This is a genomic window from Pseudomonas sp. Yb2C2 (assembly GCF_052112325.1).
Taxonomy (GTDB): domain Bacteria; phylum Pseudomonadota; class Gammaproteobacteria; order Pseudomonadales; family Pseudomonadaceae; genus Aquipseudomonas; species Aquipseudomonas marginalis.
Map to the genome: position 1 here is coordinate 381,055 of NZ_JAVAJK010000003.1, position 23,316 is coordinate 404,370.

Genomic DNA, 23,316 nt, shown 5'->3' on the forward strand with positions numbered 1-23,316 from the left:
CAAATTTTTCACATGGTTTTCACCGGCCGCCCACCCACCGCACTTTAAATTGCCGGCCAAGCGTCACTCGTCGACAACTTATTAGTTGCCACGCCTGGCAACTTTTAACCGCAGCATGTTCAGCGAAAAGACAGCCACCCTGTGACAGCCTCGCGCTTCACTTCGGGCACTTGCCGACAAGTTGCGCCTAATTAATACAACACAGCCGATAGTGACCATGGTGAATGTAGTGGTTGACCTTACCCTGATTAAACCACGCTCGCGCCGAGCCTTTTTCAAGCGCCTCAAACCGCTTTGGCTCGGGCTTACGGTGGTCGCCGTGCTGCTCACTTGCGCGCTGTTCTGGCCGACCTCCCCACGGGACCTCGGCGTGGGCAACCGCCTGCTGACGTCCCAGGTGCTGCCGCTGTGGCGCGACGGCGACCTGATCGTACTGGTGCGGCATGAAGAGCGCTGCGACCGTTCGAGCAACCCGTGCCTGGGCCCGGTGGAAGGCGTGACGATCAATGGCAGCCAACACGCCGAAAACCTGGGCAAAGCCTTTAAATCACTGGGCATGGACGGCACTGACGTACTCTCAAGCCCCGCCATTCGCACGGCTCAGACCTCGCGCTTCATGTTCGGCAAAACCGACATGACCTCCAGCGAACAAGCCGTCTGCGGCAAGGCCATGGGCGAAGAACTGCTCAGCCACAAACAGGCTGGACGCAACCTCGTATTCGTCACCCACAGCGGTTGCATCGCCGACTTTGAAACCGCCCTGGGCTTCCCCCACGCCAAGTTTTCCGAGTACGGCAGCGCGCTGTTCGTGCAGGTGCTGGCCAACGGCAAGTTCAAGGCCCTGGGCATCATGAAAAACCAGGACTGGCCTGCCGCGCTTAAACAAATCTAAGTCATTCCCTTCCCACCGCCAGGCTTATGTTCAGCAAAAAGACAGCCCTGTTCTGGCATGTTTAGTTGCGTCCTTAATTAAGGTCGTTATGACTATTTCCTGTTATTTAGTGAACGCCGTGACGACTTTCGCCATTACTTCATTAGTTGAAAAAAACACCATCGGACGTCAAGGAGCGACGTTTTCATGACTCGCCTGAAACCCCTGCCGGTACTCTTGCTGGCGTTCGTCGCGTTTTATCTGTTGCCACTGGGCCTGCACGGTTTGTGGATACCGGATGAAACCCGCTACGCCCAGATCAGCCAGGAGATGCTCCTGAGCGGCAACTGGGTGGCACCGCACTTCATGGGCATCCGCTATTTCGAAAAACCGGCCGCCGGTTACTGGCTGATCGCCCTGGGCCAGGCCGTGTTTGGCCAGAACCTGTTCGGCGTGCGCATCGCCTCGGCCCTGACCACCGGCTTGAGTGTGCTGCTCGCTTACCTGATCGCCCGTCGCCTGTGGAACGACCCGCGCAAAAGCTTCGCCTGCGCCCTGCTCTACCTGAGCTTTGGCCTGGTGGCCGGGCAAGCGGGGTATTCCAACCTCGATCCGCCATTCACCTTGTGGGTCAACCTGAGCCTGGTGGCGCTGTGGTTTGCCCTCGACAGCAGCACCCTGCGCAGCCGCCTGGGCGCCTGGGCCGTGTTGGGATTTGCCTGTGCCATGGGGTTCATGACCAAGGGTTTCCTGGCGTGGGCGCTGCCGGTGCTGATCGCCGTGCCCTATATGCTCTGGCAGCGGCGCCTGGGCGAGTTGCTGCGGTATGGCCCGCTGGCCATCGGCGTGGCCGTGCTGGTGTGTTTGCCCTGGGTGCTGGCGATCCACACTCAGGAACCGGATTTCTGGCGCTTCTTTTTCTGGAATGAACACATCCGCCGCTTCAGCGCCGACAACGCGCAACACGTGCGACCCTGGTGGTTCTTCCTGCCGATCATGGCGGTGGCTTGCCTGCCGTGGGCCGGGCTGCTGCCCAACACCCTGCACCAGGCCTGGAAAGAAAAGCGCCACCCGGCAATCGCCTTCCTGGCCCTGTGGTTGCTGCTGCCCCTGGGCTTGTTCAGCCTGAGCAACGGCAAGCTGCCGACCTACATCATGCCGTGCCTGCTGCCCCTGGCGTTGCTGATGGGGCATACCTTGAGCGAGCTGGTCAGCCAAGGCAGAACCCGAACCCTGCGCCTCAATGGCCTGTTCAACTTCGTGATCGGCATGGCCGCCATGGTCGGGCTGATCTACCTGCAAATCGCGAGGCCGCTCTACGGCAACAGCCATGCCGAGATGTTCAGCCTGTCGCTGGCCTTTATCGTGCTGCTGGGCTGGATCCTCACCAACCTGCTGCAAAGCTTTCGGCCGCTGACGTTGTGGGCAATGCCAGCCCTGGGCATCGGCCTGCTAGTGGTGCTGCTGCCGTCGAGCATGCCGGCCTACATCGCCGATAACGAAATGCCCGACCAATTTGTGCTGGAGCATGTGGATGAGTTGCAGCACACCCACGCGCTGCTGAGCAATGAACTGGAGAGCGCCAGCGCCTTGGCCTGGCGCCTGCAACGACCCGACGTGACGCTGTATGACACCGAAGGCGAGCTGCGCTACGGCTTGCAATATGCCGATTCGGCTCCGCGCAAAGTCGATCTGGAGCAGGTGCAAGCCTGGCTCAAGGACGCCCGCCAACACGGCTCGGTCGGCGTGCTGCTGCGGGTCAACAGCACCAGTGAAATGCGCGAGGCCGGGCAATTGCCGCCCGGAGGCAAACGCTATTACAAGGGCTACCTGGAACTTATCCTCTACCCGCAGGCGCCATGATGCCGGGTTATCTCAAGACCGAACGCGGCGCCCTGCTGCTGTTGCTGGGCGTCTCGGCCCTGCTGCTGCTCACCGGCCTGGGTGCGCGTGACCTATGGGGCCCGGAAACCCGCTGGGCGAATATCGCCTTGCAGATGCTGCAGAGCGGTGACTATTTCGACCCGTACCTCAAGGGCGTGCCCTATTACGACAAACCCCTGCCCTCCTACTGGCTGATCACCGGCGCGGCGCACCTGATGGGAGGCCTCGGGCCCTGGTCATTGCGCCTGCCGTCGGTGATCGGCGCGTGGCTGAGTGTGTGGCTGGTGTACCTGATTGGCGAACGCCTGTTCCGCAAGGGCACGGGGCTGATCGCCGGCTGGATGCTCGCCACCACCTTCTACTTCCTGTTCTGGGCCCGCGTGGCTACGGCTGATGTGCTCACCGTGTGCGGCGTGCTGGCGGCAGTCGCCTGGTATTGGCGCGGCCCCGACGACACGCGGCTGTGGCGCTACACGGTGTTTTTCCTGTTGCTGGTCCTGACGTCGTTGCTCAAGGGCCTGCTCGGCTTCGTGCTGCCCGGCCTGGTGCTGCTGCCGCACCTGCTCAGCGAACAGCGCTACAAGCGCCACCTCAATCTGCGCCTGCTGCTGGCCGTGCTGATCGCGGCCGCCTTGTATGCCGTGCCGTTCGTGCTGTCGCACTTGTACGGCGCACCGACCTATGGCGAGAGCGGCCTGGCGTTGGTGTTCCGGGAAAACGTGGTGCGCTTCTTCGACCCGTTCGACCATATGGGACCGATCTACACCTACCTGATCTACCTGCCCGCCTACACGTTGCCCTGGACCCCGTGCTGGCTGCTCGGCCTGTGGCTGGCCGTGCGGCACTGGCGCCACACCCAGCCCAACGTGCGCTGGCTGGTGTGGGGCCTGGGCCTGCTGTTTGTGTTCTTTACCGCCAGCGGCAGCCGGCGCAGCTACTACGTGCTGCCGCTGGTGCCGTTTGCCCAGTTGCTGGCGGCGTGGTGGGTGAGTGAGCGCGTGTTGAAAAAGCCCGCCAGCTGGCCGCGCTGGCAGAAGGGCTTTGGGGTCGCTGCCGCACTCATGCTGTTGATACTTGGCGTGGCCTATCCCTGGTCCAACGGCAACGGCGGCGTGACCCGCTTCGCCGAAGATGTGCAAACCGAGGCCGTGAAAAGCGCGCCCTGGAACCAATGGCAGATGGTGCTGGTGGAAGTCGACAACAAGGTCCCGATGTACCTGCAAAATGGCGGCAAGCCTTTCTACTACGTCGCCGAGACCCAGGACTTTCCCCGCCAGGGCGACAGCGCCGCGTTCATGGCCTGGCTGGAAAAAACCAGCAGCCAGGCTTTCGACCCGCAGCGCACGATCATCGTCGCGCAGTTTTCCAAGGAGGATCCGACGCCGTTGGCATTCCTGGGGGCGGATCATCAGGTGATCACGACCCAGCCGGACAATGGCGAGCGGCTGTTTCACAAGCGTGACGAGGGCAGTGTGGCGTTTATCCCTGCGTCACGCTGATGGCTGCGTATCAGGTGCGCGTGTACCGCACCGGCCGGGGCGGGGGACAGTGAGCCGCGGGATCATGGCAAACAGGTTTTGGCGTGAACATGCTTGTTGTGGCCTTATTTCGGTGAAATCACCGCCTCCGCCTCGATTTCGATCAACCACTCCGGCAACGAAAGCCCACTGACAATAATCCAGGACGACGGCGGCGGGTTATGGGGGAAGCGCTCACGCAGCGCCTGGGCGATGAGCTCCTGCTGATCACGTGCGGACTCGACGATATACAGCCGCAGCATTACCACATGGGACAAGTCACCCTCGACCTCGGCCAGGACTTTTTCGATATTGTCCAACGCCGTATCGGTTTGCTCGGCAATGCCTGGACCGACCGTAAGCTCCTGGGCATCCACACCTACCTGGCCGGAAAGCAGAATACGCCGGCCATCAGGCACTTCGATAGCTTGGCTGAAGCCGTATTGCAGGGAGTTGAATACGCTCTTGGGATTGATGACCTTGGGTTGCATGACGAGTCCTTGTTGTCGGTAGGAGTGCAAGGCTAACGTTAAAATTCTTACGTCTCCAGGAGAGGGCTTTGGGTGATGAAGATGAGCAGGTCCATCGGACCGCTCTTACGCAACTTTCGGGTTGTATCTGATCAACCTCGCCGCCCCCCTTCGCGGGTCGCTGCACATTCAGAGAACGGGTGTGGAAGCCCGAACTCCCATCATGTGGGAGTGATTAGGGCCGCTGCGCAGCCCAACGCGGGACAAGCCCGCTCACCACAGAGGGAGTTCCCCTGTTTGATCTTCAACAGGTCGTGATAAATACGCTGACGCTACCAACTCCCCATCCCCAAACTGAACGGCGAAAACTCCGCGAACTGCCAGCGCAACGCCAACGCCGCCGGGCGGCGGACCAGGTGTTCCACGGTCACGGTCCATAACCGCTGCGCGCCCTCGAAGCGGGCGACCTCAGGCCCGTCGAGAATCAACGAGGTACGCCCGGCGACCTGCAACATGTCCCCCGATTCAAAGTCGATAAACAACAACCCCGCCACCGGATTGGCCGCCAGGTTGCCCAGGGTGTTGAAGAACAGGTTGCCGGCAAAATCCGGGATGGTCAGCACGTTGCCCTCCACGCGCACGAAGCCGGTGTGGCCGCCGCGATGGGAGACGTCCACCGAGCGTTCGCCGTCGACCTCCACGTAGCTGGCGACGAAGAAGGTGTCGGCGTTGCGGATCATGCTTTCGGCTGCGGCGTCCAGGCCGCCAAGACGCTCGACCCGGGTGCCGGGTTTACGCGCAATCCCATCGACCGGCCGCAGCTGGATGTATTTGGGGCAATTGCCGTAGGTCTGCACCACGTCGACCGACAGCCCCTCGTGACCGAGCGCGTCGATACGCCCATTCATACGGTTGCGGCGCCGGGTGTTGAGGTCGATACCCAGCAGGCCCACTGCGGCACCCTCGTGCAAAGCGGCCCGAGCCGGGTCGCTGGCAGAGGGCAGGCTGTCAATCTGCAAAGTATAAGGATCGGGAGAATGGGCAAACCCCGGCGCGCCTTCGACCATCGTCGCCCAGGGAATCCCCTGCTCATCCACCACGCCGAGCATCAGGTACGGCAACAAGGGATAGAAGTCCCGATGCTGCTCCGGCAGGTGATCGCGTATCACCTTGGGCCCGACCACCGCCATGCGCTCGGCCACGCCGACCGCTGCTTGTAACTGCCGTTCGCCGGCATGCCAGGGGGACTGTTCGATAGGGTTCATGGCGATCACCTCAAGTTGGTTGCCCCCATGCTGCGCCCTACCAGCCAAATGCAGAATGCCCACCCCAGGCAATCCACTATTACGCCAACTGAAATGCCGAGTGCTCACGCAGCGCCGCCACGCAGTGGTCGACGAAGCTGCGCACGCGCATCGGCGCATGCCGGCCCTCGCGGTACACCACGTGCACCGGCAAGGGCGCTGGCTCGTAGCTCGGCAGAAGGCGGCATAACTGGCCGCCGAGCAGATGCTCATGCACCGGGTAGCTCAAGCAACGAACCAGCCCCGTGCCGTGCAGCGCCGCATTGATCGCGCCTTGCACCGTGGCGCAACTCAGCCGCGCGCGGGCCTTGAGCTGGCAACCCTGGAATTCCCAATGCACCGGGTTGGCATTCGCGATCAGGCGATGCTGCTTGAGGTCGTCCGGGTGTCGGGGTTCACCGTGCGCCGCCAGGTAATCGGGACTGGCGCAGAGGATCTGCCGCACGTGCCCGACCGGGCGCGCGATCAGCGATGAGCTGGGCAACTCGCCGACCAGGATCGCCACGTCCAGCCCCTCTTCGTGCAGGTTGGGGTAATAGTCGTGGTAGTGGGCGGTGAGCTGCACCGCAGGGTAACGATCCATGTAGCTGGCCAACAGCGGCGCCATCACATAGCGGCTGAACAGCAACGGCATGAACACCCGCAGATTGCCCTGGGCCTGCACATGCAAGCCCTTGGCCGAGGCTTCGGCGGCGTCCACGGCGGCCAGCAGGTGCACGCAGTCGGCCAGGTACGCGTGCCCGGCGTCGGTCAGGTTGACGCCGCGCGTACTGCGCGCCAGCAATGCCACGCGCAGGCGCGCTTCCAGGCGGGCCACGGCGCGCACCAAGGTCGGGCCGGATACCTGGGCACTGCGCGCCGCCGACGCCAGGCTCGTTTGCCCGGCCAGCGCGGCGAACAGTTGCATGTCGCGATAACGTTCCATCAGCCGCGCCGCTGCATCGCCGGGTTCAAAGCTGCGTCCTGGCCGAGGCGATGGCTGAGGAAATCGACAAAGGTGAGGATCTTGGCCGGCACCCGTGGGCTTTTCTGGAACACCACCTGGATCGGCAGCGCTGCCGGTTCAAAGTCCTCCAGGACAATCTCCAGCTCACCCGCCGCCACCGCCGCCGCGACCTGATAGGACAGCACCCGCGTGATGCCCCAACCCACTCTCGCCAGATTGATCGCCGCGTTGTTCGCCGTGACCACCAGGCGCGGCTCCACCGGCACCGCCAATGGCTGGCCGCCCTCGACAAATGTCCACTCGCTCAGCAATTGGCTGGAAGACGAGGCAGCAAGCTTCGCCTCGCGTAACTGCGACGGGTGCCGAGGCCGGCCCTGCTGCGCCAGGTAAGCCGGCGCCGCACACACCACCCGGCGCACCTCACCGACCTTGATCGCCTGCTGCCCCGGCTCATGCAGATGACCGATACGCACCGCCACATCCACCCCTTCGTCGACCATGTTGACCACCCGATCCACCAGCAAGGCATTGATATTCACCAGCGGAAAACGGTCAAGGTACTCGCCCAGCACCGGCGCCACATACAACTCGCCAAACAGTACCGGTGCGGTCACCGTGAGGTGGCCGCAGGGGATCGAATAACTGCCCGCCGCCGCTTCTTCGGCTTCGTCCAGCTCGGCGAGGATGCGCCGGCAATCTTCGAGGTAACGCTGGCCGGCCTCGGTCAGGTGCAGGCTGCGGGTGGTGCGCGCCAGCAGCTGGGTGCCGATGCGCGCTTCCATGGCGGCGATGGCCCGGGTCACGCTGGGGGGCGAGGTGTTCAGGCGGCGCGCCGCGGCGGCAAACCCCTCCTCCTCGGCCACTGCCAGGAACACCTGCATTTCGTGAAATCGGTCCATCGATGCGCCTCAGCAACGTTAATGTGATTGCAACCCTACCGCCGTACGCGGCATGCCCACAAATCCCGGCAAGGCCTCGATACTGGCAAGCCAGGCGCGCACCTTAGGGTAGTCGGCCAGCGACACATTGCCTTCCGGCGCATGGGCCACATAGGTGTAGAACGCAATATCGGCGATGCTCGCTTGCTCCCCCGCCAGGAAGCGGGTTTCGCTCAGTTGCTGCTCCACCAGTGCCAACAAGCCATGGGCACGGCTGATCGCCGCCGCCGCATCCACATCGGCACCGAATACCACGGCCAACCGTGCGGTGGCGGGCCCGGCGTGCAGCTGGCCGGCGGCCGCCGACAGCCAGCGCTGTACGCGCGCCTGCCCCACCGGGTCGCTTGGCAACCATTGGCCCTTGCCGTATTTCGTGGCGAGGTAGACCAGGATCGCGTTGGAGTCCGCCAGTACGGTGCCGTTATCGTCAATCGCCGGGACCTGGCCGAAACGGTTGATGGTCGCAGTGAAGTCAGCGCTTTTATGCGCGCCTTGCTTGAGGTCCACCAGGATGAACTCGCTGGGCAATCCCAGCAGGGACAGCATCAGCTCGGCCCGATGGGAATGGCCGGACAAGGGGAAACCATAGAGTTTGATCGCAGGCTGGGACATGTAAGGCTCCAAGGGTGGGGTTTTGACACCGGCATGTTCCACCGCTGCGCCGACCACTGGAATCACCAGCTTTTACAATCCAGCATTTCAGCCGGTGAAACAATCACTCGCCAAACAATTCGACGATCAACGCAAACAGCGTGGTCTTCACCGCACTGTCCAACGTGGTCCAGGCCAACCCCGTACGCGCCTGAAACGCCCCCAACGCCAGTGGCCGCGACACACAATTGGCCGGCAACGCCCGCGCGGCCTGCTGCGGCAGTACGCCGACGCCCAACCCGGCGCAGACCAGCGCGAGCATGGTGGTGAACTCGCCCAGTTCGGACGCGATCTGCAAAGGGATGCCCACGGCCTGGATAAATTCGTCGTAGAACCCCGGCGCATAGCGCCGCGCAAGGATGTACACCGGCACGTCGAGCAGGTCGCCGGGCTGGATCGACGCCTGCGCGGCCAGCGGATGATCCATCGGCAGGGCCACGCAGAACGGCTCGCGCAGCACCACGCGGGTCTGCACCCCAGGGTAGGCGGCAGGCAGGCGCATCAGGCCGAAATCCAGGCGATCGTTCTTCAGCGCGGCGGCTTGATCGGGGCCGGGCATGTCCTTGAGTTCCAGCTCGATACGCGGGTAGCGCTGATGCACCGTGCGGATCAACTCGGGTAACAGGTGCGGCAATACCGACGACACAAAGCCCAGGCGCACCCGGCCGATTTCCCCCCGGTTGGACGCCCGCGCCGCCTCCGCCGCCCGCGCGGCCTGGTGCAGGGTCGCCTGAGCTTCGGGCAGGAATACCCGACCGGCATCGGTCAAGGTCACCGAGTGGCGATTGCGGTCCAGCAGGCGTACGCCCAGGCCAGTTTCGAGCAGCTTGATCTGCATGCTCAGGGCCGGTTGCACAATCGACAACTGCGCCGCCGCCCGGCCGAAATGCAGCTCCTGGGCCAGTACCACAAAGGCGCGCAAGTGCTTGAGCTCCATCGATCCTCCCCGGTTATCACGGATATTGATCAGCCGATCATAAATGAACATTGGACCTGCGCCCTACACCGGAGTGAAGTTAAGCCAATCAGCCGTTGTTTTGATTATCACAAGCGCGCCCGGAGAAACATGCCCATGCAAAGCGTTCTAGACACCTTTCGCCTCGATGGCCGGCTGGCGCTGGTCACCGGCTCCAGTGCCGGTATCGGCCTGGCCATCGCCCGAGGCCTGGCCCAGGCCGGTGCGCGGGTGGTGCTCAACGGGCGTAACCGCAGCACCTTGCGCGACGCGGCCGCGCTGCTGACCCTTGAAGGCCTGGAGGTGCACACCCAAGCGTTCGATGTGACCGACAGCGCGGCGATCCAGGCCGGCGTGGCCGCTATCGAGGAACGCCTCGGGCCCTTGGACATCCTGGTCAACAACGCCGGCATGCAGCGCCGTGGGCCGCTGGAAGACTACAGCGAGCAGCATTGGCGCGAACTGATCAGCACCAACCTCGACAGCGCCTTTCTGGTGGGCCAGGCCGTGGCGCGAGCGATGATCCCGCGCAAGCGTGGGCGCATCATCAATATCTGTTCGGTGCAAAGTGAATTGGGCCGCCCGGGCATCGCGCCGTATGCAGCGAGCAAAGGCGCGTTGAAGATGCTCACCAAGGGCATGGCCATCGACTGGGGCCCCCACGGGCTGACGGTCAACGGTATCGGCCCCGGCTACTTCAAGACCGAGTTGAACGCCAACCTGGTGACCAACCCCGAGTTCAGCGACTGGCTGGTGCAACGTACGCCAAGCCGACGCTGGGGCGACGTCGCTGAGTTGGCCGGTGCGGCGGTGTTCCTGGCCAGCGATGCCGCGAGTTTCGTCAACGGTCATATCCTCTATGTCGACGGTGGCATCACCGCGTCGCTGTAACCCTGGAGAACCTTATGCACGCCATTGTCTGCCACGCCTCAAAAGACCTGCGGGTCAGCCCCCAGGACGAACCTCACAGCCTGGGCCCCGAGCAACTGCGCGTGCGCATTGCCCGCGGCGGCATCTGCGGCTCGGACTTGCACTATTACCAGCACGGCGGCTTCGGCACCGTGCGCCTGCGCGAGCCGATGGTGCTCGGCCATGAAGTGTCGGCAGTGATCGATGCCGTGGGCTCCGACGCCGGCCGGTTCAAGGTCGGCCAGCGCATTGCCGTATCGCCCTCGCGCCCGTGCGGTGCTTGCCGTTATTGCCATCAAGGCCTGCCCAACCACTGCCTGGACATGCGCTTCTACGGCAGCGCGATGCCCTTCCCGCATATCCAGGGCGCGTTCCGCCAGAGCCTGGTGATCGAGACGCATCAGGCACATCTTTTGGCCGATCATGTCAGCCTCGCCGAAGGTGCACTGGCCGAACCGCTGTCGGTGGGGTTGCATGCGATCCAACGGGCCGGCGCAGTATTCGGCAAGCGCGTGCTGGTGACCGGTTGCGGCCCCATCGGCAACCTGCTGATCGCCGGCCTGCGCGCCGCCGGTGCGGCTGAAATCGTCGCGGTGGACCTGTCCGCCAGCGCCCTGGCCTGCGCGAAAAAAATGGGCGCCACGCGCACCCACAACATCGCCGACGGCATCGACGCGCTCAAGCGCTACACCGCCGAGAAGGGTTACTTCGAGGTGATGTTCGAAGTCTCCGGCAGTGCCCAGGCCCTGCGTAACGGCCTGGACTGCATCGCCCCACGCGGCGTGCTGGTCACGGTCGGCTTGGGCGGTGAGGTGTCGCTGCCGCTGAACCTGCTGGTCAGCCGCGAGATCGACCTGCGCGGCACCTTCCGCTTCCACAGTGAGTTTGCCCAGGCGGTGGACTTGCTCAATCGCCAGGTCGTCGACGTACGCCCGGTGATCTCCCACACGGTGCCGTTCGAGCAGGCGGTGCAGGCGTTTGAACTGGCGGCGGACAAGACCCAGGCGATGAAGGTGGTGCTGGATTTTGGCGTGGTGGATCAGCCTTGAACCTGTGATGAGCCCTTCGGGGTCAGCCATACTTTTGTGGCGAGCGGGCTTGCCCTAGGCTTTTTGTAGGAGCGAGCTGCTCGCGAAAAACGCCCAGACAACGCGCTCATTCTCGATAAGCGCGGTGGCCCTGAGTTCTTCGCGAGCAAGCTCGCTCCTACAGTGAATCACTTTCGCTTAACTGAACGCTTAGCGCTCTTGCAAGCGCTCACGCAAAAACCGGTGGCTCCTGGAAAACAACCGCCGATAGGTCAACAACACCGCCCCCACCGTGCCCAACGTCGACGACGCGGCAATCAGGAACATGATCACGATCTGATACCGCACCGCGTCCACCGGGCTTTCCCCCGCCAGCACCTGGCCGGTCATCATGCCGGGCAGGCTGACAATGCCGACCACGGTCATTTGGTTCAGCGTCGGGATCATCCCCGCGCGTACCGCCTGGCGGATCGCTTCCTGCGCCGCCTCCCAGCGTGAGCCGCCGAGGGCCAGGATCATCTCGATGGTGTTGCGCCCCGAGGTCAGTTCCTGGGTCATGCGTTCGATCCCCAGGGACACGCCGGTCAGGGTGTTGCCGAGGATCATGCCGAGGATCGGGATCGCGTACTGAGGCTCGTACCACGGGTGGATGCGGATCACCGCAAACAAGCCCACTGCCGTCACCAGCCACGAACTGCCCCACACCGACAGGATGCTGTCGACCCTTTGCCCCCGGTACGTGCGACGCCCACGCCCCGCCGCCGACAGCCCGGCGATCAGGGTCATTGCGCCCATCAACGGCAGTACCACATACCAGTAGGCGAACGCGAACACCCAGCCCAGCAGGTAACCGATGGCCGACAGTTGCACCACGGTACGCACCGCCGCCCACAGCAACTGGCGGCCCAGGCCCAGGCGCAGCAGCAGGGAGAGCGCACCGTTGACCAGGATCAGCGAAGCGGCGATGGCCATGTCCAGGGCGGTGAGGTTTTGATAGTTCATGGCTGGACCGCCTCGCTCAACACCCCGGCACTCATCTGCCAGTGGATGTCGCTCATGCGCCGGGCCTGGTCGAGGTCGTGGGACACCCAGACATAGGCGCGGGCATTGTCGCCGGCAAACCAGGCGCTGATCAACGCTTCCACATCGCGGGATGAGGTGGGGTCGAGGGCGGCGGTGGGTTCGTCCAGCAGCAGCACCTCGGGGTTGAGTTGCAGGGTGCGGATCAGCGAGACCACCTGGGCCTCGCCACCCGACAGGTCCAACGCGTTCTTGGTCAAAAAATCCGCCGCCTTACCGGCATGCCCCAGCAAAGTGGTCACCGCTTCCGGGTCGAAGCGACGCTGGCGCAGGGTCTTGAGGTTGAAGGGAAAACGCAGGTTGTCCTCCACCGTGCCTTCGAGCAGCGCCGGGCGTTGGGACAGGTAGCTGATATGGCTGCGGTAGTGCGGAATCTGCGCATCGACAATCGGCTGGCTATTCCACAGCACCTGCCCGCTGGTGGGGGCGTCCAGCAACGCCAATGCGCGCAGCAACACACTTTTGCCAGAGCCGGAGGAACCGGTGATCGACACCCGGTCGGCGCGGTTCAAGGTGAAACTCGTGGGTTGGAGCAACAGCACCTGGCGGCGCTCGTCCATGCGCGTGAGGGCGCGGGTTTCGATCAGTGCACTCATGGACGCGGTGTTCCTCTTAAACCTGTTGGGCGCAATGGTGCGGCAGGCGCGGGAAGTTTTCATGAAAAATTTCAAACTATCGCCACCACTACGGCGAAGGCCTTTTGCTTACTTTTGGGCCTTTCCAAAAGTGAGCCGCCGTAAGGGCGGAACCCATAGCGGCCGTTACCGCAGCAACGGATATGTACCCGGCCCAATCCAAAAAAAAGGTCGGCCCAGAGGCCGCCATCGGGGCATAGGTATCTACACAACTTTGGCTCAACGCTGAACGCCCCGCAGATTGGGCTGTTGTGGCGAGCGGGCTTGTCCCGCGCTGGGCTGCGTAGCAGCCCCAGTAAAGAAGAACGCGGTGTATCAGACACTCTGTAGAGGCTGGTTTTGGGGCTGCTTCGCAGCCCAGCGCGGGACAAGCCCGCTCGCCACAGGGAGATTTGTCAGGATCTGAAAAGTTGTGTAGATACCCATCGCCATCGGGAGCAAGCACCCTCCCACACTTGACCCCGTGCAACCCAAAAAAGAGTACGGGTTTGATCCCAAGCCCGATTTGCAATCAAACGCCGCAGTGCCTATATTTCCCGCCTGGCGCTCTCTACGCCACCTTCCGCGGAAAGGGCTGCGCCCAGGACAATGAAGCTCTACCTCATTTCTACGACTCCCAACCTTAAAGCGGAAAAGGTTTGTGCAAGGAGATCGTATGTCGCAACGCCCTGTATCCTCCAACACCGATGGCCGTCTCAACCTTGAGCAACAGCGCAAGCGCGCCAAGGAACTGTTGCGCCAGCTGAAAGCCCAGGACCCCGGCGCCACCCTGTCTCAGGCCCAATGGCAGATCGCCAGGCAACTGGGTTTCAGCAGTTGGCCCAAGCTCAAGGCCCATGTCGACGCCATTGATTTCGCCGCCCGCCATCCCGACTTTGCCGCCAGCGACGAAGCGCGCACCACCCACTGGCGCTGCGGCAATGACATTGCCCATAGCCTTCAGATTGCCGGGTTCAAGGGCCACTTCCACATGCTGAGCGACCCGCTGTGCATGGGGCCGGTTCGCGACATACCCACCGCAGAATTCCGCGCCCTGCGCAGCGCGTTCATCAGCCAGGCCTTTGCCCTGCCCTTAGCGGACGTCACGCGCCGCGTCGACGATGAATACGATCAGCTCCACACCTTGGCCAGTGCCGAGCACAGCGTGCTGTGGTGCGAGGCGGACGCCTATGACCAGTTGTTCCTGATCCGTGCCCTGGCCGGCCTGGAGCAGGCACCGCCCAAGCTGGAGCTGATCGAGGTGGATCGTATTCCCGGTGTCGAGCGCTTTATCGGTATCGGCCAGTTGGCGCCGGATGTATTGGCGTGGCTATGGCTACAGCGGCGCCTCATCGGTGACGATGCGGTGCAACTGGCCAAACAGGCCTGGTCGGCCTATTGCGACAGCTCACCGACCCCGTTGGCCGAGCTTGCCCATGGCAAACACCCGGCCCTGCCCTTGCTGGCGCCGGCGCTGTTGCGTCAATTACAGGAGTTGCCGGGAACACGCGATGGCCTGTCGCTGACCGAGCGCCTGGCCCTGACCTACCTCGCCGAAGCCGGGCCGCTGCCGTTTGGCCGTGTGTTCGCCGAACTGGCGGCCAGGCGCGACCCGCTGCCGTTCCTGGGGGACATGATGTTTCATGCGCTGTTGCGGCCGTTGATCGATGGCGAGCAGCCGTTGCTGACGGAAACCGAGGCGCATCTGGACTGGCCCCGCCGCCCGCTGTCGCTGACCCCCTTGGGCCATAGCGTGCTCAACGGACAGGCGTACTGGCTCGACCATGCCAGCCACGAACGCTGGGTGGGCGGAACGTGCATCAGGCCCGGCCAACCGCACTGGATGATTGATGAGGCCCTGCGCCCCCAGTACAGAACACCGTAAAAAAACAGCCCGCCGTGCATCACCCACGGCGGGCTTTTTTACAACCGCCAGCGCTTACGGCAACGGCTCGAACTTCAAGGCGCTCAAGCTCTGCACCTTGTCCTCGCGGACCATCTTGTATTCGGTGTTCGGGCCGATCCAGCGGTCCCAGATCGCATCGATCTCCCCTGCCTTCTCCATCGCCATCAACGACTCATTGACCTTGGCCAGAAACGCCGGCTCATCGCGGCGCATGCCGGCGCCGATCGGTTCGAGGGCCATCGGCTCCTTGGCCAAGGCCAGTTCGACACCACCGGCCTTGGCCTGGTTGACCAGTTTCAGCGCGGTCATGGTGTTGGTCACCAGGCCCACCACCTTGTTCTGTTGCAACGCCATATAGGCCGAGCCGGTGTCCTGGAAGGTCACCGGGGTGGCCCCGGCAAGGCGGATCGACTGCTCGGAGGTGGAGCCCTTGGTGGAGCTGATGCGCTTGTCCTTGAAGAAGCTTTTCGGCTGGTCGGCATTCGCCGCGCGTACCACCAGGGTTTCCTTGGCGATGTAGTACGGGTCGCTGAACTGGATCTGTTCGGCGCGGGTCTTGGTGTAGGCCAGGTTGGCGAAGATCACGTCGACGCGGCCCATTTTCACTTCGGGAATCCGCGCTTCAACCGACAGCGGCTTGAGTTCCAGGGCCACGCCCATGGTCTTGGCCAGGGCCTTGCACAGGTCCACGTCCATGCCCACCAGCTCGCGGGTTTTCGGGTCCGGCGCGGAGAATGGCGGCACATCGGCGTAGACGCCGCAGCTCAGGGACTGCTTGGCCAGGATGTCGCTCAACTGGTCGGCCTGTGCGACGGAAATCGCCAGTGGCCCCAATGCCAGTGCGGTAAACAGATGCTTCATACCCATGGGAAATCTCCGGAAAGTTGGACCAGCAAAAATGGCAGAGGGAGCAAAGCCGCCGCAGCTCAATGGGCCCGCAGGTCGGCGATAAAACGTTGCGCTCGCGGGTGCGAAGGCTGGGTGAAGAACGCATCGGGGCTGCTCTTTTCCAGAATCTGCCCCGCGTCCATAAACCAGATGGTGTCGGCCACTTCACGGGCGAAGTTCATCTCGTGGGTCACGCACATCATGGTCATGCCGTCCTTGGCCAGGCCCTTCATCACGCTCAGCACTTCACCGACCATTTCCGGGTCGAGGGCACTGGTCGGCTCGTCGAACAGCATCACCGGCGGTTCCATCGCCAATGCCCGGGCAATCGCCACGCGCTGCTGTTGGCCGCCGGACAACTGCGCCGGGTAGGCACCGGCCTTATGGGCCAGGCCGACGCGGTCGAGCAATTCCATGGCCTTCTGTTTGGCAGCGGCGCCCTTGAGGTTGCGCAGCTTGTTCGGCGCCAGGGTGATGTTTTCCAGCACCGACAGGTGCGGGAACAGGTTGAAGCTCTGGAACACAAACCCCACGCGGCTGCGCAGGCGGTTGATCTGCGCGTCGGTGCCGTGCACGTCCTGCCCGTCGAACAGGATCTGGCCGGCCTGGATGTCTTCCAGGCGGTTGACCGTGCGGATCAGCGTCGACTTGCCAGAACCCGAGGGGCCGCACAGCACCACCACTTCACCGGGTTGCACCTCGGCGGTGATGTCGGTGAGCGCCTGGTACTCGCCGTACCATTTATTGATTTTCGAAAACATGATCATTGGATGCATGAGCGCAGCCCTCTTCAATTATCGGTGGTCAGCAACGGACCGCCCGCCACGGTTTGCCCGCCATCGCCCAGGCGCTTGCGGGCAATGCGTTGCTCCACCCAACCGGCCAGGCGGGTCAGGCCGAAACACAGCAGGTAGTAGATGATCGCCAGGATGAAAAACACCTGGAACGGCTTGGTCAGCAGCTGGTTGTTGACCTGGTTGGCGGCGAAGGTCACTTCCTGCACGTTGATCACGTAGCCCAGGGAGGTTTCCTTGATGATCGAGATGAACTGGCTGATCAGGCTCGGCAGCGCGTTATACAGCGCCTGGGGCAGGATCACCCAGACCGTGGTGCGCACATAGCCCAGGCCCAGGGCGCGGGACGCCTCGTACTGCCCGGCCGGCAGCGCCTGGATGCCGCCGCGAATGATTTCGCACAGGTAGGCGCTCTGGTAGATCACCAGGGTGCAGAGCATGGTCATGAAGCCGGTGATGTTATGGCCGATCAGCAACGGCACCAGGAAGTAGGTCCAGAAGATCACCATCAGCAACGGGATGCCACGCAGCACGTAGACCCACACTGTCGCGACCCAGTACAACCCCTTCCACGGCGACACCCGCGCCAAGGCCAGCAGCAGGCCGAACGGGAACGCCAGCAGCAACGCCAGCGCCGCCAGGATCAGGGTACTCGCCAGGCCACCCAGCGGGCCGTGGGGGTATTGGCCGATCAGGAACAGCGTCCAGTTCTGCTGCACGATTGAAAACATATCGAACATCGCGGTCTACCTCGCCAGGGCTTTGCTGAAGTGGCGGGCGAGCAATGCCCCGGCGCCCATCAGCAGCAGTGAAAACACCAGGTAGAACACCGTGGCCACCAGGTACGACTCAAAGGTGCGGAACGTGTAGTTCTCCACTTCGCGGCTGGCGTAGGTCAGCTCCATCACGCCGATCGCCATCGCCAGGCTGGTGTTCTTGAACAGCAGCACGGTGTGGTTGATCAGCGACGGCAGGCAGTTGCGTACGCCCTGGGGCAGGATCACGTAGCGCATCGAACGCACGTAGCCCAGGCCCAGGGCCCTGGACGCTTCGGTCTGCCCGGCGGGAATGGCGCGCAGGCCGCTGCGCATGTCTTCACAGAAATACGCAGCCTGGCACAGGCCCAGGGCGATCACCGAGAACAGGTATTCAGTGTTGTGGTTGGCCAGCCACAGTTGCGTGGACTCGCCAAGCAACGTCGGCACGCCGAAGTACCACAGCATCAGTTGCACCAGGGTCGGCACATTGCGGTGGTACGACACATACCCCGCCACCAGGCGGTCGGCCAGCGTGTTACCGGTCAGGCGCACCGTGACCAGTGTCAGCGCCAGCAGCATCGCCAGCAGCCAGGCGAACAGCGCCAGCTGCAAGGTCATTTCGATGCCCTTGACGATCAGCTCGGCGTACTCGCCTTGCAGAATCGCGGCCAAATCGAAGTCTTGCTTCATGGTCAATCCCTATCGGCATTGGGCTAGGGCAGAAATCAAAATCACCCGGCGTGGCCGTGGCGGGATGCAGCGTTGACGGATCGATCCGTTCTTTTGATGGGGCTCGGATTCAGCCCTGGTAGTCCTGGGGCCGCGCGGTGGAAAGCCCGCCCGGCACCTGCAAGGTCGGGGTGATTTCCATGTGCCCGATGTTGACCGCAATCGGCGCGGCAATCGCGAAGGCGATGGCATTGGCGATGTCCTCAGCCTGGGGCAATTCAAAGCCCTCGACGAAGCGCTTGTAGGTTTCCTCGGAGTCACCGTGCACGTGGGCAAAGATGTCCGTGGCGACCCGGCCAGGGCAGATCTCGGTGACCCGCACGCGCTTGCCGAACGCATCGATGCGCAACTGGCGCGAAAGCATGCTCACGGCGGCCTTGGTCGCGTGGTAGGTGGAGTTGCCGCCAAAGTTGTAGGCCGCCGCGATCGAACTGATGTTGATGATGTGCCCGCAGTCGCGCTCGACCATGCCCGGCAGCGCCAGCCGTGCCAGGTGCAGCACGGCGCGCAGGTTGACGTCGATCAGCAGGTCGATGCCGTCGGCGTCGGCCTTGAGCAGGGAACCGGGTTTGTCGACGCCGGCGTTGTTGACCAGGATGTCGAAGGTGTTTTCGGCGAACAGTCTGGTCAGCCCGGCAAGGTCGGTGACATCGATGGCGTGGGCGATGCAGCCGGTCCTGGCCGCCAGTTCCTGCAACTTGTCGGCACTGCGAGCCAGGGCATGCACCTGCACGCCTTCCTGGCAAAGGCGCTCGACAACGGCGGCGCCGATGCCGGAGGAAGCCCCGGTGACCAGCGCGGTTTTGTAGTCGGAAAATGGCATGGGGTGGTCCTTGTGCTACGGGTTATGGTTCGACTCTATCCAGCCTTCGGGCGCTGGACCAAGACGCAATGGTTGTGTGGCGATAAGGCCTGCTTATGACGCGGCCAGCAGCTGGGAAATCGGCGTGATACGGCCGCCCAGTTGCTCGATTTCGGCGCGAATGGTGCGCGCCAGTTCGACCGCGCCGGGGGTGTCGCCGTGCAGCAGGATCGAATGGGCCGGCACCCGCAGCACCTTGCCGCTGAGGGCGGTCACGGTGCCCTCCTCCAGCAACTGCCGCACCCGGCGCAGCACCGCTGCCGGCGCCTTGATCACCGAACCGTCGACCTTGCGCGGCACGAGCAGGCAATCGTCGTCATAGGCGCGGTCGGCGAGAAACGTGGTGGCGACGCGCAGGCCGCACTTCTCGGCAGCGCCTTCGATGGCGCGGCTGCTGGAGGAGCTGATGATCAGCGTCGGGTCAAACGCCGCCACCGCCCGCACCAACGGTTCCGCCAGCGCCGCATCGGCGGCGGCCATATTGCCCAGAGCGCCGTGGAAGCTCATGTGGGTCATGCGATGGCCGTTGACCGCCGCGATCCCAGCGAGCGCGCCGAGCTGGTAGATCACATGGGTGGCGAGTTCCTTGATCTCGATGTTCATCTGCCGACGGCCAAAGCCCATCAGGTCCGGGAAGCCCACATGCGCGCCCAGGTCGATGCCCCCGGCCTTGGCCAGGCGCACCGTGTTGTCCATGATCAGCGGGTCGCCGGCATGGAAACCGCAGGCGACATTGGCCGATGAAATCAGGTGCATCAGCGCTTCATCCTCGCCCATGCGCCACGGGCCGAAGCCTTCGCCCAGGTCAGCGTTCAAATCAATCTTCATGCGGGGTACTCCACTCCGAGGAAGGCTTCGCCGTAGCCGACAGTGGTGCCGCACGGCACACGCACATCGACAACCCGCGCGGCGCGGGGCGCGCGCAAGGGCAACAACAACTCACCCACTTGCAGCAGTGCGACCAGTTGCCCGGCGCTGAGCTGATCACCCACCGCCACGAACGGTTGATCGAGTTGGGGATGGGTCAGCAGCAAGCGCCCCAGGCCGGTGGTGCGCAGCACCTGGTCTTCAACCACGGCAACGGCAGGCGCCGCAACAGCAGCGGCCGAGGCACCGCGCTTGAGCGCCAGGTGCACACCGGGGCGGCTCATTTCGGCACCGGCCAGGTGGTGCTCCTTGAGCCACAGCGCCAATTGGCGAATTTCCTCAAGGGTCATGCTTTCACTCCTTCGCGGTGCAGTTCCAACAGGCGGCTGACTTCACGCAGATACGCGCGATTGGTTTCCAGGGCCTCGACGGCCTCCAGGTAGCTGCACTCGATAAAGCGCACCTTACCGCCGATGGGCGCCTGGCCCAGGCGCCACAGGTCGGCCTCGATCACACTGCCGAACTTGGGGTAGCCGCCGCTGGGCTGGGCGTCACGCATCTGGATGATGGGCTGGCCGCCGTGGGGCACCTGGATCACCCCCGGCATGATGCCGTGGGAGCGAATTTCCATCGGGGCGATGGGCAGCAGCGGCTGGCCTTCCATGCGGTAGCCGTAGCGATTGCTCTGGGTGGTGATCTTCCATTCACCGGCCCAGAACGCCGCGCGGGAAGTTTCTTGGAAACGCTCGTATTCGGCGGCGGGCAACACGCGCATGGCAGGCACCCCATCGACCTGCAACGGCAGCGCCAGGCTTGGCGCCAACACCCCGACATCCAGCGGCAACGGGCTGATACCGGGACGCAGTGCCCCCAGCCGATCCCCCTGTTGCAGGGCGCGGCCGTCGAGGCCGCCGAACTCGCCGCGCAATTGAGTGCTGCGCGAACCCAGCACCGACGGCACATCCACCCCGCCCGCCAAACACAGGTAGGCACGGCTGCCTGACGTCGGATAGCCCAGGCTCAAGACCTGGCCTTCACGGCCCTGGCACACCCAGTTCGGTGGCAAGGACTGGCCGTCCAGGGTGGCGTCGCAAGCGGCGCCGGTCACCGTAAAGGCACAGTCCTGCAACAGCCGCACGTCGAACGGGAACAGCGGTATTTCAATCGCGGCGGCGTCTTCGGGATTGCCCAGCAACAGGTTGCCCAGGTCCAGGGCCAGCTGGTCCATGGCGCCCGACGTGCCCACGCCGTAACCCAGGCTGCCGAAGCGACCGAAGTCCTGCACGGTGGCCAGGGCGGTGGCCGATAGAATCTCGATCATCGAATGATCCTCTCGATGCGCAAGCGCAGGAAATCACCCGGCCGCAAGATCGCGGGCGGGGTTTGGGCGGGGTCGAAAAACGCCATTTCAGTACGTCCGATAGTGTTCCAGCCGCTGGGGCCAGCCGAGGCGGACACCCCGGTCTGCACCCCGCCGATGGACACCGAGCCCGCGCCGATATTCAGCACCGGCACCTGGCGCCGTGGCGTGGCCAGGCGTGGGTCCATGCCGCCGAGGTAGCAATAACCGGGGTGGCTGCCCAGGGCATACACCGGGTACAGCGGTTCGCAGTGCAGGTTGGCAATGGTCTCGATATCCAGTCCGGTGTGGGCAATCACGTCCGCCATGTGCGGACCGAACTCACCGCCGTACACCACCGGCAATTCGACGATGCGCCCTTCCAGGGGCAGCGGCTGGCTCTGTTCCCAGGCCTCCAGCAGGCGCTGGCACAGGCCGTTCAGTTCACGCGGCGGCGTGAGGAAGGTGAGCATCAGGTTGTTCATACCGGGCACGGCTTCGTGGATCTCGGGCCATTCGCCGGCTTGCAGGGCCAGGCGCCAGATACGCTGCTGCGGGGCCAGGTCCAGTTCGCCCGGCGCCTCGAACAGCAAGGCGCTGGAGCCCAGCAGGCTGATGACAGGGGCGGTGTTCATGTCGGACTCCTTTGCTGCAACCAGCGCTCCAGGTGATGAATATCGACGCCGGCGGCGCAGAACGCCGGGTCATCCAGAATCTCGCGGTGCAACGAAATGTTGGTGCTGATGCCGTCCACAATCATCTCGCTCAGGGCCAGGCGCATGCGTGCCATGGCTTCTTCACGCGTGGCGCCGTGGGTGATGACCTTGGCCACCATCGAGTCGTAGTACGGCGGCACGCGGTAGCCGGTGGTGACATGGGAGTCGACCCGCACACCAAAGCCGCCGGGCACTTCCCAACGCTGGATCAGGCCGGGGGTCGGCATAAAGGTCAGCGGGTCCTCGGCGTTGATGCGGCACTCCAGGGAGTGGCCGTTCAGCTGCACGTCTTCCTGGCGCACGCTCAGCACTTCACCGCGGGCCATGCGCAGTTGCTGCTGGACGATGTCGATGCCGGTGGTCATCTCGGTAACCGGGTGCTCCACTTGCAGGCGCGTGTTCATCTCGATGAAGAAGAACTCGCCGTCCTCATACAGAAACTCGAAAGTGCCCACGCCGCGATAGCCGATGCGGCGGCAGGCCTCGGCGCAGCGTTCGCCGACCGTGGCGATCAGCGCGGGATCGATGCCCGGCGCCGGCGCTTCTTCCAGGACTTTCTGGTGGCGGCGTTGCAGGGAACAGTCGCGGCAGCCGAGCCAGATCGCATGGCCATGGGCATCGCACAACACCTGGATTTCCACGTGCCGGGGGTGGCCGAGGAATTTCTCGATATAGAGCTCAGGGTTGCCGAACGCCAACCGCGCTTCTTCGCGGGTGAGGCCGATGGCAGCGAGCAAGTCGCCCTCTGCCTGTACCACGCGCATGCCGCGACCGCCGCCGCCACCGGCGGCCTTGACGATCACCGGGTAACCGATTTCGGCGGCGATGGCGAGGATGCTCGCATCGTCGCTCGGCATGCTCGAATCCGGCCCCGGCACGCACGGCACACCGGCTTCACGCATGGCGCGCTTGGCTGCCACCTTGTCGCCCATGGTGCGAATGCATGCGGCGCTCGGCCCGATAAAGGTCAACCCGGCCGCTTCGATGCGCTCGGCAAACCCGGCGTTTTCCGACAGGAACCCGTAACCGGGGTGGATCGCCTGGGCGCCACTGACCTTGGCGGCAAACAGCAGCGCGGTCTGGTTGAGGTAGCTCAGCCCCGGTGCGGCCGGGCCGATGCACAGCGACTCATCGGCGTTTTGCACATACTGCGCATGGCGGTCCGCTTCGGAGTGCACCGCCACGGTTTTAATCCCCAGGCCATGGCAGGCACGCTGAATGCGCAGGGCGATTTCGCCACGGTTGGCGATCAGCACTTTGTCGAACATTGAATTCACCTGAATAACGAAT

At 63.7% G+C, this 23,316-nt stretch carries 24 protein-coding genes; 6 read left to right on the forward strand and 18 right to left on the reverse strand.

Going from position 1 to position 23,316, the window contains the following annotated elements; translation table 11 throughout:
• Nucleotides 1-217: 217 nt before the first annotated feature.
• The 3 genes from Q8X51_RS06065 (at nucleotide 218) to Q8X51_RS06075 (ending at nucleotide 4,254) form a co-directional block, all read left to right on the forward strand.
• Nucleotides 218-892 carry a histidine phosphatase family protein gene (locus Q8X51_RS06065; protein ID WP_137212464.1) on the forward strand — a complete coding sequence of 225 codons (675 nt, stop codon included), beginning with the start codon at nucleotides 218-220 and terminating at the stop codon, nucleotides 890-892.
• A 186-nt stretch (nucleotides 893-1,078) separates the two neighbouring features.
• Nucleotides 1,079-2,734, forward strand: coding sequence for a lipid IV(A) 4-amino-4-deoxy-L-arabinosyltransferase (gene arnT / locus Q8X51_RS06070; RefSeq protein WP_407694350.1), 1,656 nt, complete (start codon nucleotides 1,079-1,081; stop codon nucleotides 2,732-2,734).
• A complete protein-coding gene (locus tag Q8X51_RS06075; RefSeq protein ID WP_407694351.1) occupies nucleotides 2,734-4,254 on the forward strand; it encodes an ArnT family glycosyltransferase in 1,521 nt (506 codons plus the stop codon). The genes arnT and Q8X51_RS06075 overlap by 1 nt, the downstream gene beginning before the upstream one ends.
• A gap of 104 nt (nucleotides 4,255-4,358) precedes the next feature.
• On the opposite strand, the gene Q8X51_RS06080 is transcribed toward Q8X51_RS06075, so the two are convergent.
• From Q8X51_RS06080 to Q8X51_RS06105, 6 genes are all read right to left on the reverse strand, one after another.
• Nucleotides 4,359-4,763, reverse strand: coding sequence for a RidA family protein (locus tag Q8X51_RS06080; protein ID WP_065946430.1), 405 nt, complete (start codon nucleotides 4,761-4,763; stop codon nucleotides 4,359-4,361).
• Nucleotides 4,764-5,074: 311 nt separating this feature from the next.
• On the reverse strand, nucleotides 5,075-6,007 hold the full coding sequence (locus Q8X51_RS06085; protein WP_407694352.1) for a pyridoxamine 5'-phosphate oxidase family protein: 933 nt from the start codon (nucleotides 6,005-6,007) through the stop codon (nucleotides 5,075-5,077).
• Between the two features lie 79 nt (nucleotides 6,008-6,086).
• Nucleotides 6,087-6,971 carry a LysR family transcriptional regulator gene (locus Q8X51_RS06090; protein ID WP_074847258.1) on the reverse strand — a complete coding sequence of 295 codons (885 nt, stop codon included), beginning with the start codon at nucleotides 6,969-6,971 and terminating at the stop codon, nucleotides 6,087-6,089.
• A complete protein-coding gene (locus Q8X51_RS06095; RefSeq protein WP_065926979.1) occupies nucleotides 6,971-7,891 on the reverse strand; it encodes a LysR family transcriptional regulator in 921 nt (306 codons plus the stop codon). The genes Q8X51_RS06090 and Q8X51_RS06095 overlap by 1 nt, the downstream gene beginning before the upstream one ends.
• Before the next feature lie 18 nt (nucleotides 7,892-7,909).
• Nucleotides 7,910-8,542: a glutathione S-transferase family protein gene (locus tag Q8X51_RS06100; protein ID WP_065926978.1), complete on the reverse strand. Its 633-nt coding sequence runs from the start codon at nucleotides 8,540-8,542 to the stop codon at nucleotides 7,910-7,912.
• Between the two features lie 103 nt (nucleotides 8,543-8,645).
• On the reverse strand, nucleotides 8,646-9,518 hold the full coding sequence (locus Q8X51_RS06105; protein WP_065926977.1) for a LysR family transcriptional regulator: 873 nt from the start codon (nucleotides 9,516-9,518) through the stop codon (nucleotides 8,646-8,648).
• Between the two features lie 135 nt (nucleotides 9,519-9,653).
• On the opposite strand from Q8X51_RS06105, the gene Q8X51_RS06110 reads away from it, so the two are divergent.
• Together Q8X51_RS06110 and Q8X51_RS06115 are read left to right on the forward strand one after the other, a co-directional pair.
• Nucleotides 9,654-10,427 carry a glucose 1-dehydrogenase gene (locus Q8X51_RS06110; protein WP_074847260.1) on the forward strand — a complete coding sequence of 258 codons (774 nt, stop codon included), beginning with the start codon at nucleotides 9,654-9,656 and terminating at the stop codon, nucleotides 10,425-10,427.
• Nucleotides 10,428-10,441: 14 nt separating this feature from the next.
• Nucleotides 10,442-11,494, forward strand: coding sequence for an L-idonate 5-dehydrogenase (locus tag Q8X51_RS06115; protein ID WP_407694353.1), 1,053 nt, complete (start codon nucleotides 10,442-10,444; stop codon nucleotides 11,492-11,494).
• Between the two features lie 189 nt (nucleotides 11,495-11,683).
• Here the strand turns inward: Q8X51_RS06115 and Q8X51_RS06120 are convergent, their stop codons facing one another.
• Together Q8X51_RS06120 and Q8X51_RS06125 are read right to left on the reverse strand one after the other, a co-directional pair.
• A complete protein-coding gene (locus tag Q8X51_RS06120; protein WP_407694354.1) occupies nucleotides 11,684-12,475 on the reverse strand; it encodes an ABC transporter permease in 792 nt (263 codons plus the stop codon).
• The gene (locus Q8X51_RS06125; RefSeq protein ID WP_407694355.1) at nucleotides 12,472-13,149 is read right to left on the reverse strand and encodes an ABC transporter ATP-binding protein; all 678 of its coding nucleotides are present in this window, start codon (nucleotides 13,147-13,149) and stop codon (nucleotides 12,472-12,474) included. The genes Q8X51_RS06120 and Q8X51_RS06125 overlap by 4 nt, the downstream gene beginning before the upstream one ends.
• 694 nt (nucleotides 13,150-13,843) lie before the next feature.
• Between Q8X51_RS06125 and Q8X51_RS06130 the strand changes: the two genes are divergently transcribed.
• On the forward strand, nucleotides 13,844-15,052 hold the full coding sequence (locus tag Q8X51_RS06130; RefSeq protein ID WP_074847264.1) for a DUF1835 domain-containing protein: 1,209 nt from the start codon (nucleotides 13,844-13,846) through the stop codon (nucleotides 15,050-15,052).
• 54 nt (nucleotides 15,053-15,106) lie between these two features.
• On the opposite strand, the gene Q8X51_RS06135 is transcribed toward Q8X51_RS06130, so the two are convergent.
• From Q8X51_RS06135 to accC, 10 genes are all read right to left on the reverse strand, one after another.
• A complete protein-coding gene (locus tag Q8X51_RS06135; RefSeq protein ID WP_315872202.1) occupies nucleotides 15,107-15,940 on the reverse strand; it encodes an ABC transporter substrate-binding protein in 834 nt (277 codons plus the stop codon).
• A gap of 59 nt (nucleotides 15,941-15,999) precedes the next feature.
• On the reverse strand, nucleotides 16,000-16,728 hold the full coding sequence (locus tag Q8X51_RS06140) for an amino acid ABC transporter ATP-binding protein (protein WP_169899070.1): 729 nt from the start codon (nucleotides 16,726-16,728) through the stop codon (nucleotides 16,000-16,002).
• Between the two features lie 23 nt (nucleotides 16,729-16,751).
• Nucleotides 16,752-17,495, reverse strand: a complete 744-nt coding sequence (locus tag Q8X51_RS06145; RefSeq protein ID WP_053138766.1) for an amino acid ABC transporter permease — start codon at nucleotides 17,493-17,495, stop codon at nucleotides 16,752-16,754.
• A gap of 6 nt (nucleotides 17,496-17,501) precedes the next feature.
• Complete coding sequence (locus Q8X51_RS06150) at nucleotides 17,502-18,203, reverse strand: amino acid ABC transporter permease (RefSeq protein WP_027608104.1); 702 nt, start codon at nucleotides 18,201-18,203, stop codon at nucleotides 17,502-17,504.
• Between the two features lie 109 nt (nucleotides 18,204-18,312).
• The gene (locus Q8X51_RS06155; protein ID WP_101271977.1) at nucleotides 18,313-19,065 is read right to left on the reverse strand and encodes an SDR family oxidoreductase; all 753 of its coding nucleotides are present in this window, start codon (nucleotides 19,063-19,065) and stop codon (nucleotides 18,313-18,315) included.
• 93 nt (nucleotides 19,066-19,158) lie between these two features.
• Nucleotides 19,159-19,932 (reverse strand): LamB/YcsF family protein, encoded by a 774-nt coding sequence (locus Q8X51_RS06160; protein WP_330214852.1) that lies wholly within the window; start codon nucleotides 19,930-19,932, stop codon nucleotides 19,159-19,161.
• Nucleotides 19,929-20,321 (reverse strand): hypothetical protein, encoded by a 393-nt coding sequence (locus Q8X51_RS06165; protein WP_315872204.1) that lies wholly within the window; start codon nucleotides 20,319-20,321, stop codon nucleotides 19,929-19,931. Before Q8X51_RS06165 ends, Q8X51_RS06160 begins: the two co-directional genes overlap by 4 nt.
• Complete coding sequence (locus tag Q8X51_RS06170) at nucleotides 20,318-21,292, reverse strand: biotin-dependent carboxyltransferase family protein (RefSeq protein ID WP_315872205.1); 975 nt, start codon at nucleotides 21,290-21,292, stop codon at nucleotides 20,318-20,320. The genes Q8X51_RS06165 and Q8X51_RS06170 overlap by 4 nt, the downstream gene beginning before the upstream one ends.
• Nucleotides 21,289-21,945, reverse strand: a complete 657-nt coding sequence (pxpB, locus tag Q8X51_RS06175) for a 5-oxoprolinase subunit PxpB (RefSeq protein ID WP_315872206.1) — start codon at nucleotides 21,943-21,945, stop codon at nucleotides 21,289-21,291. The genes Q8X51_RS06170 and pxpB overlap by 4 nt, the downstream gene beginning before the upstream one ends.
• Nucleotides 21,942-23,294, reverse strand: coding sequence for an acetyl-CoA carboxylase biotin carboxylase subunit (gene accC / locus Q8X51_RS06180; protein ID WP_315872207.1), 1,353 nt, complete (start codon nucleotides 23,292-23,294; stop codon nucleotides 21,942-21,944). Before accC ends, pxpB begins: the two co-directional genes overlap by 4 nt.
• Nucleotides 23,295-23,316 lie beyond the last annotated feature (22 nt).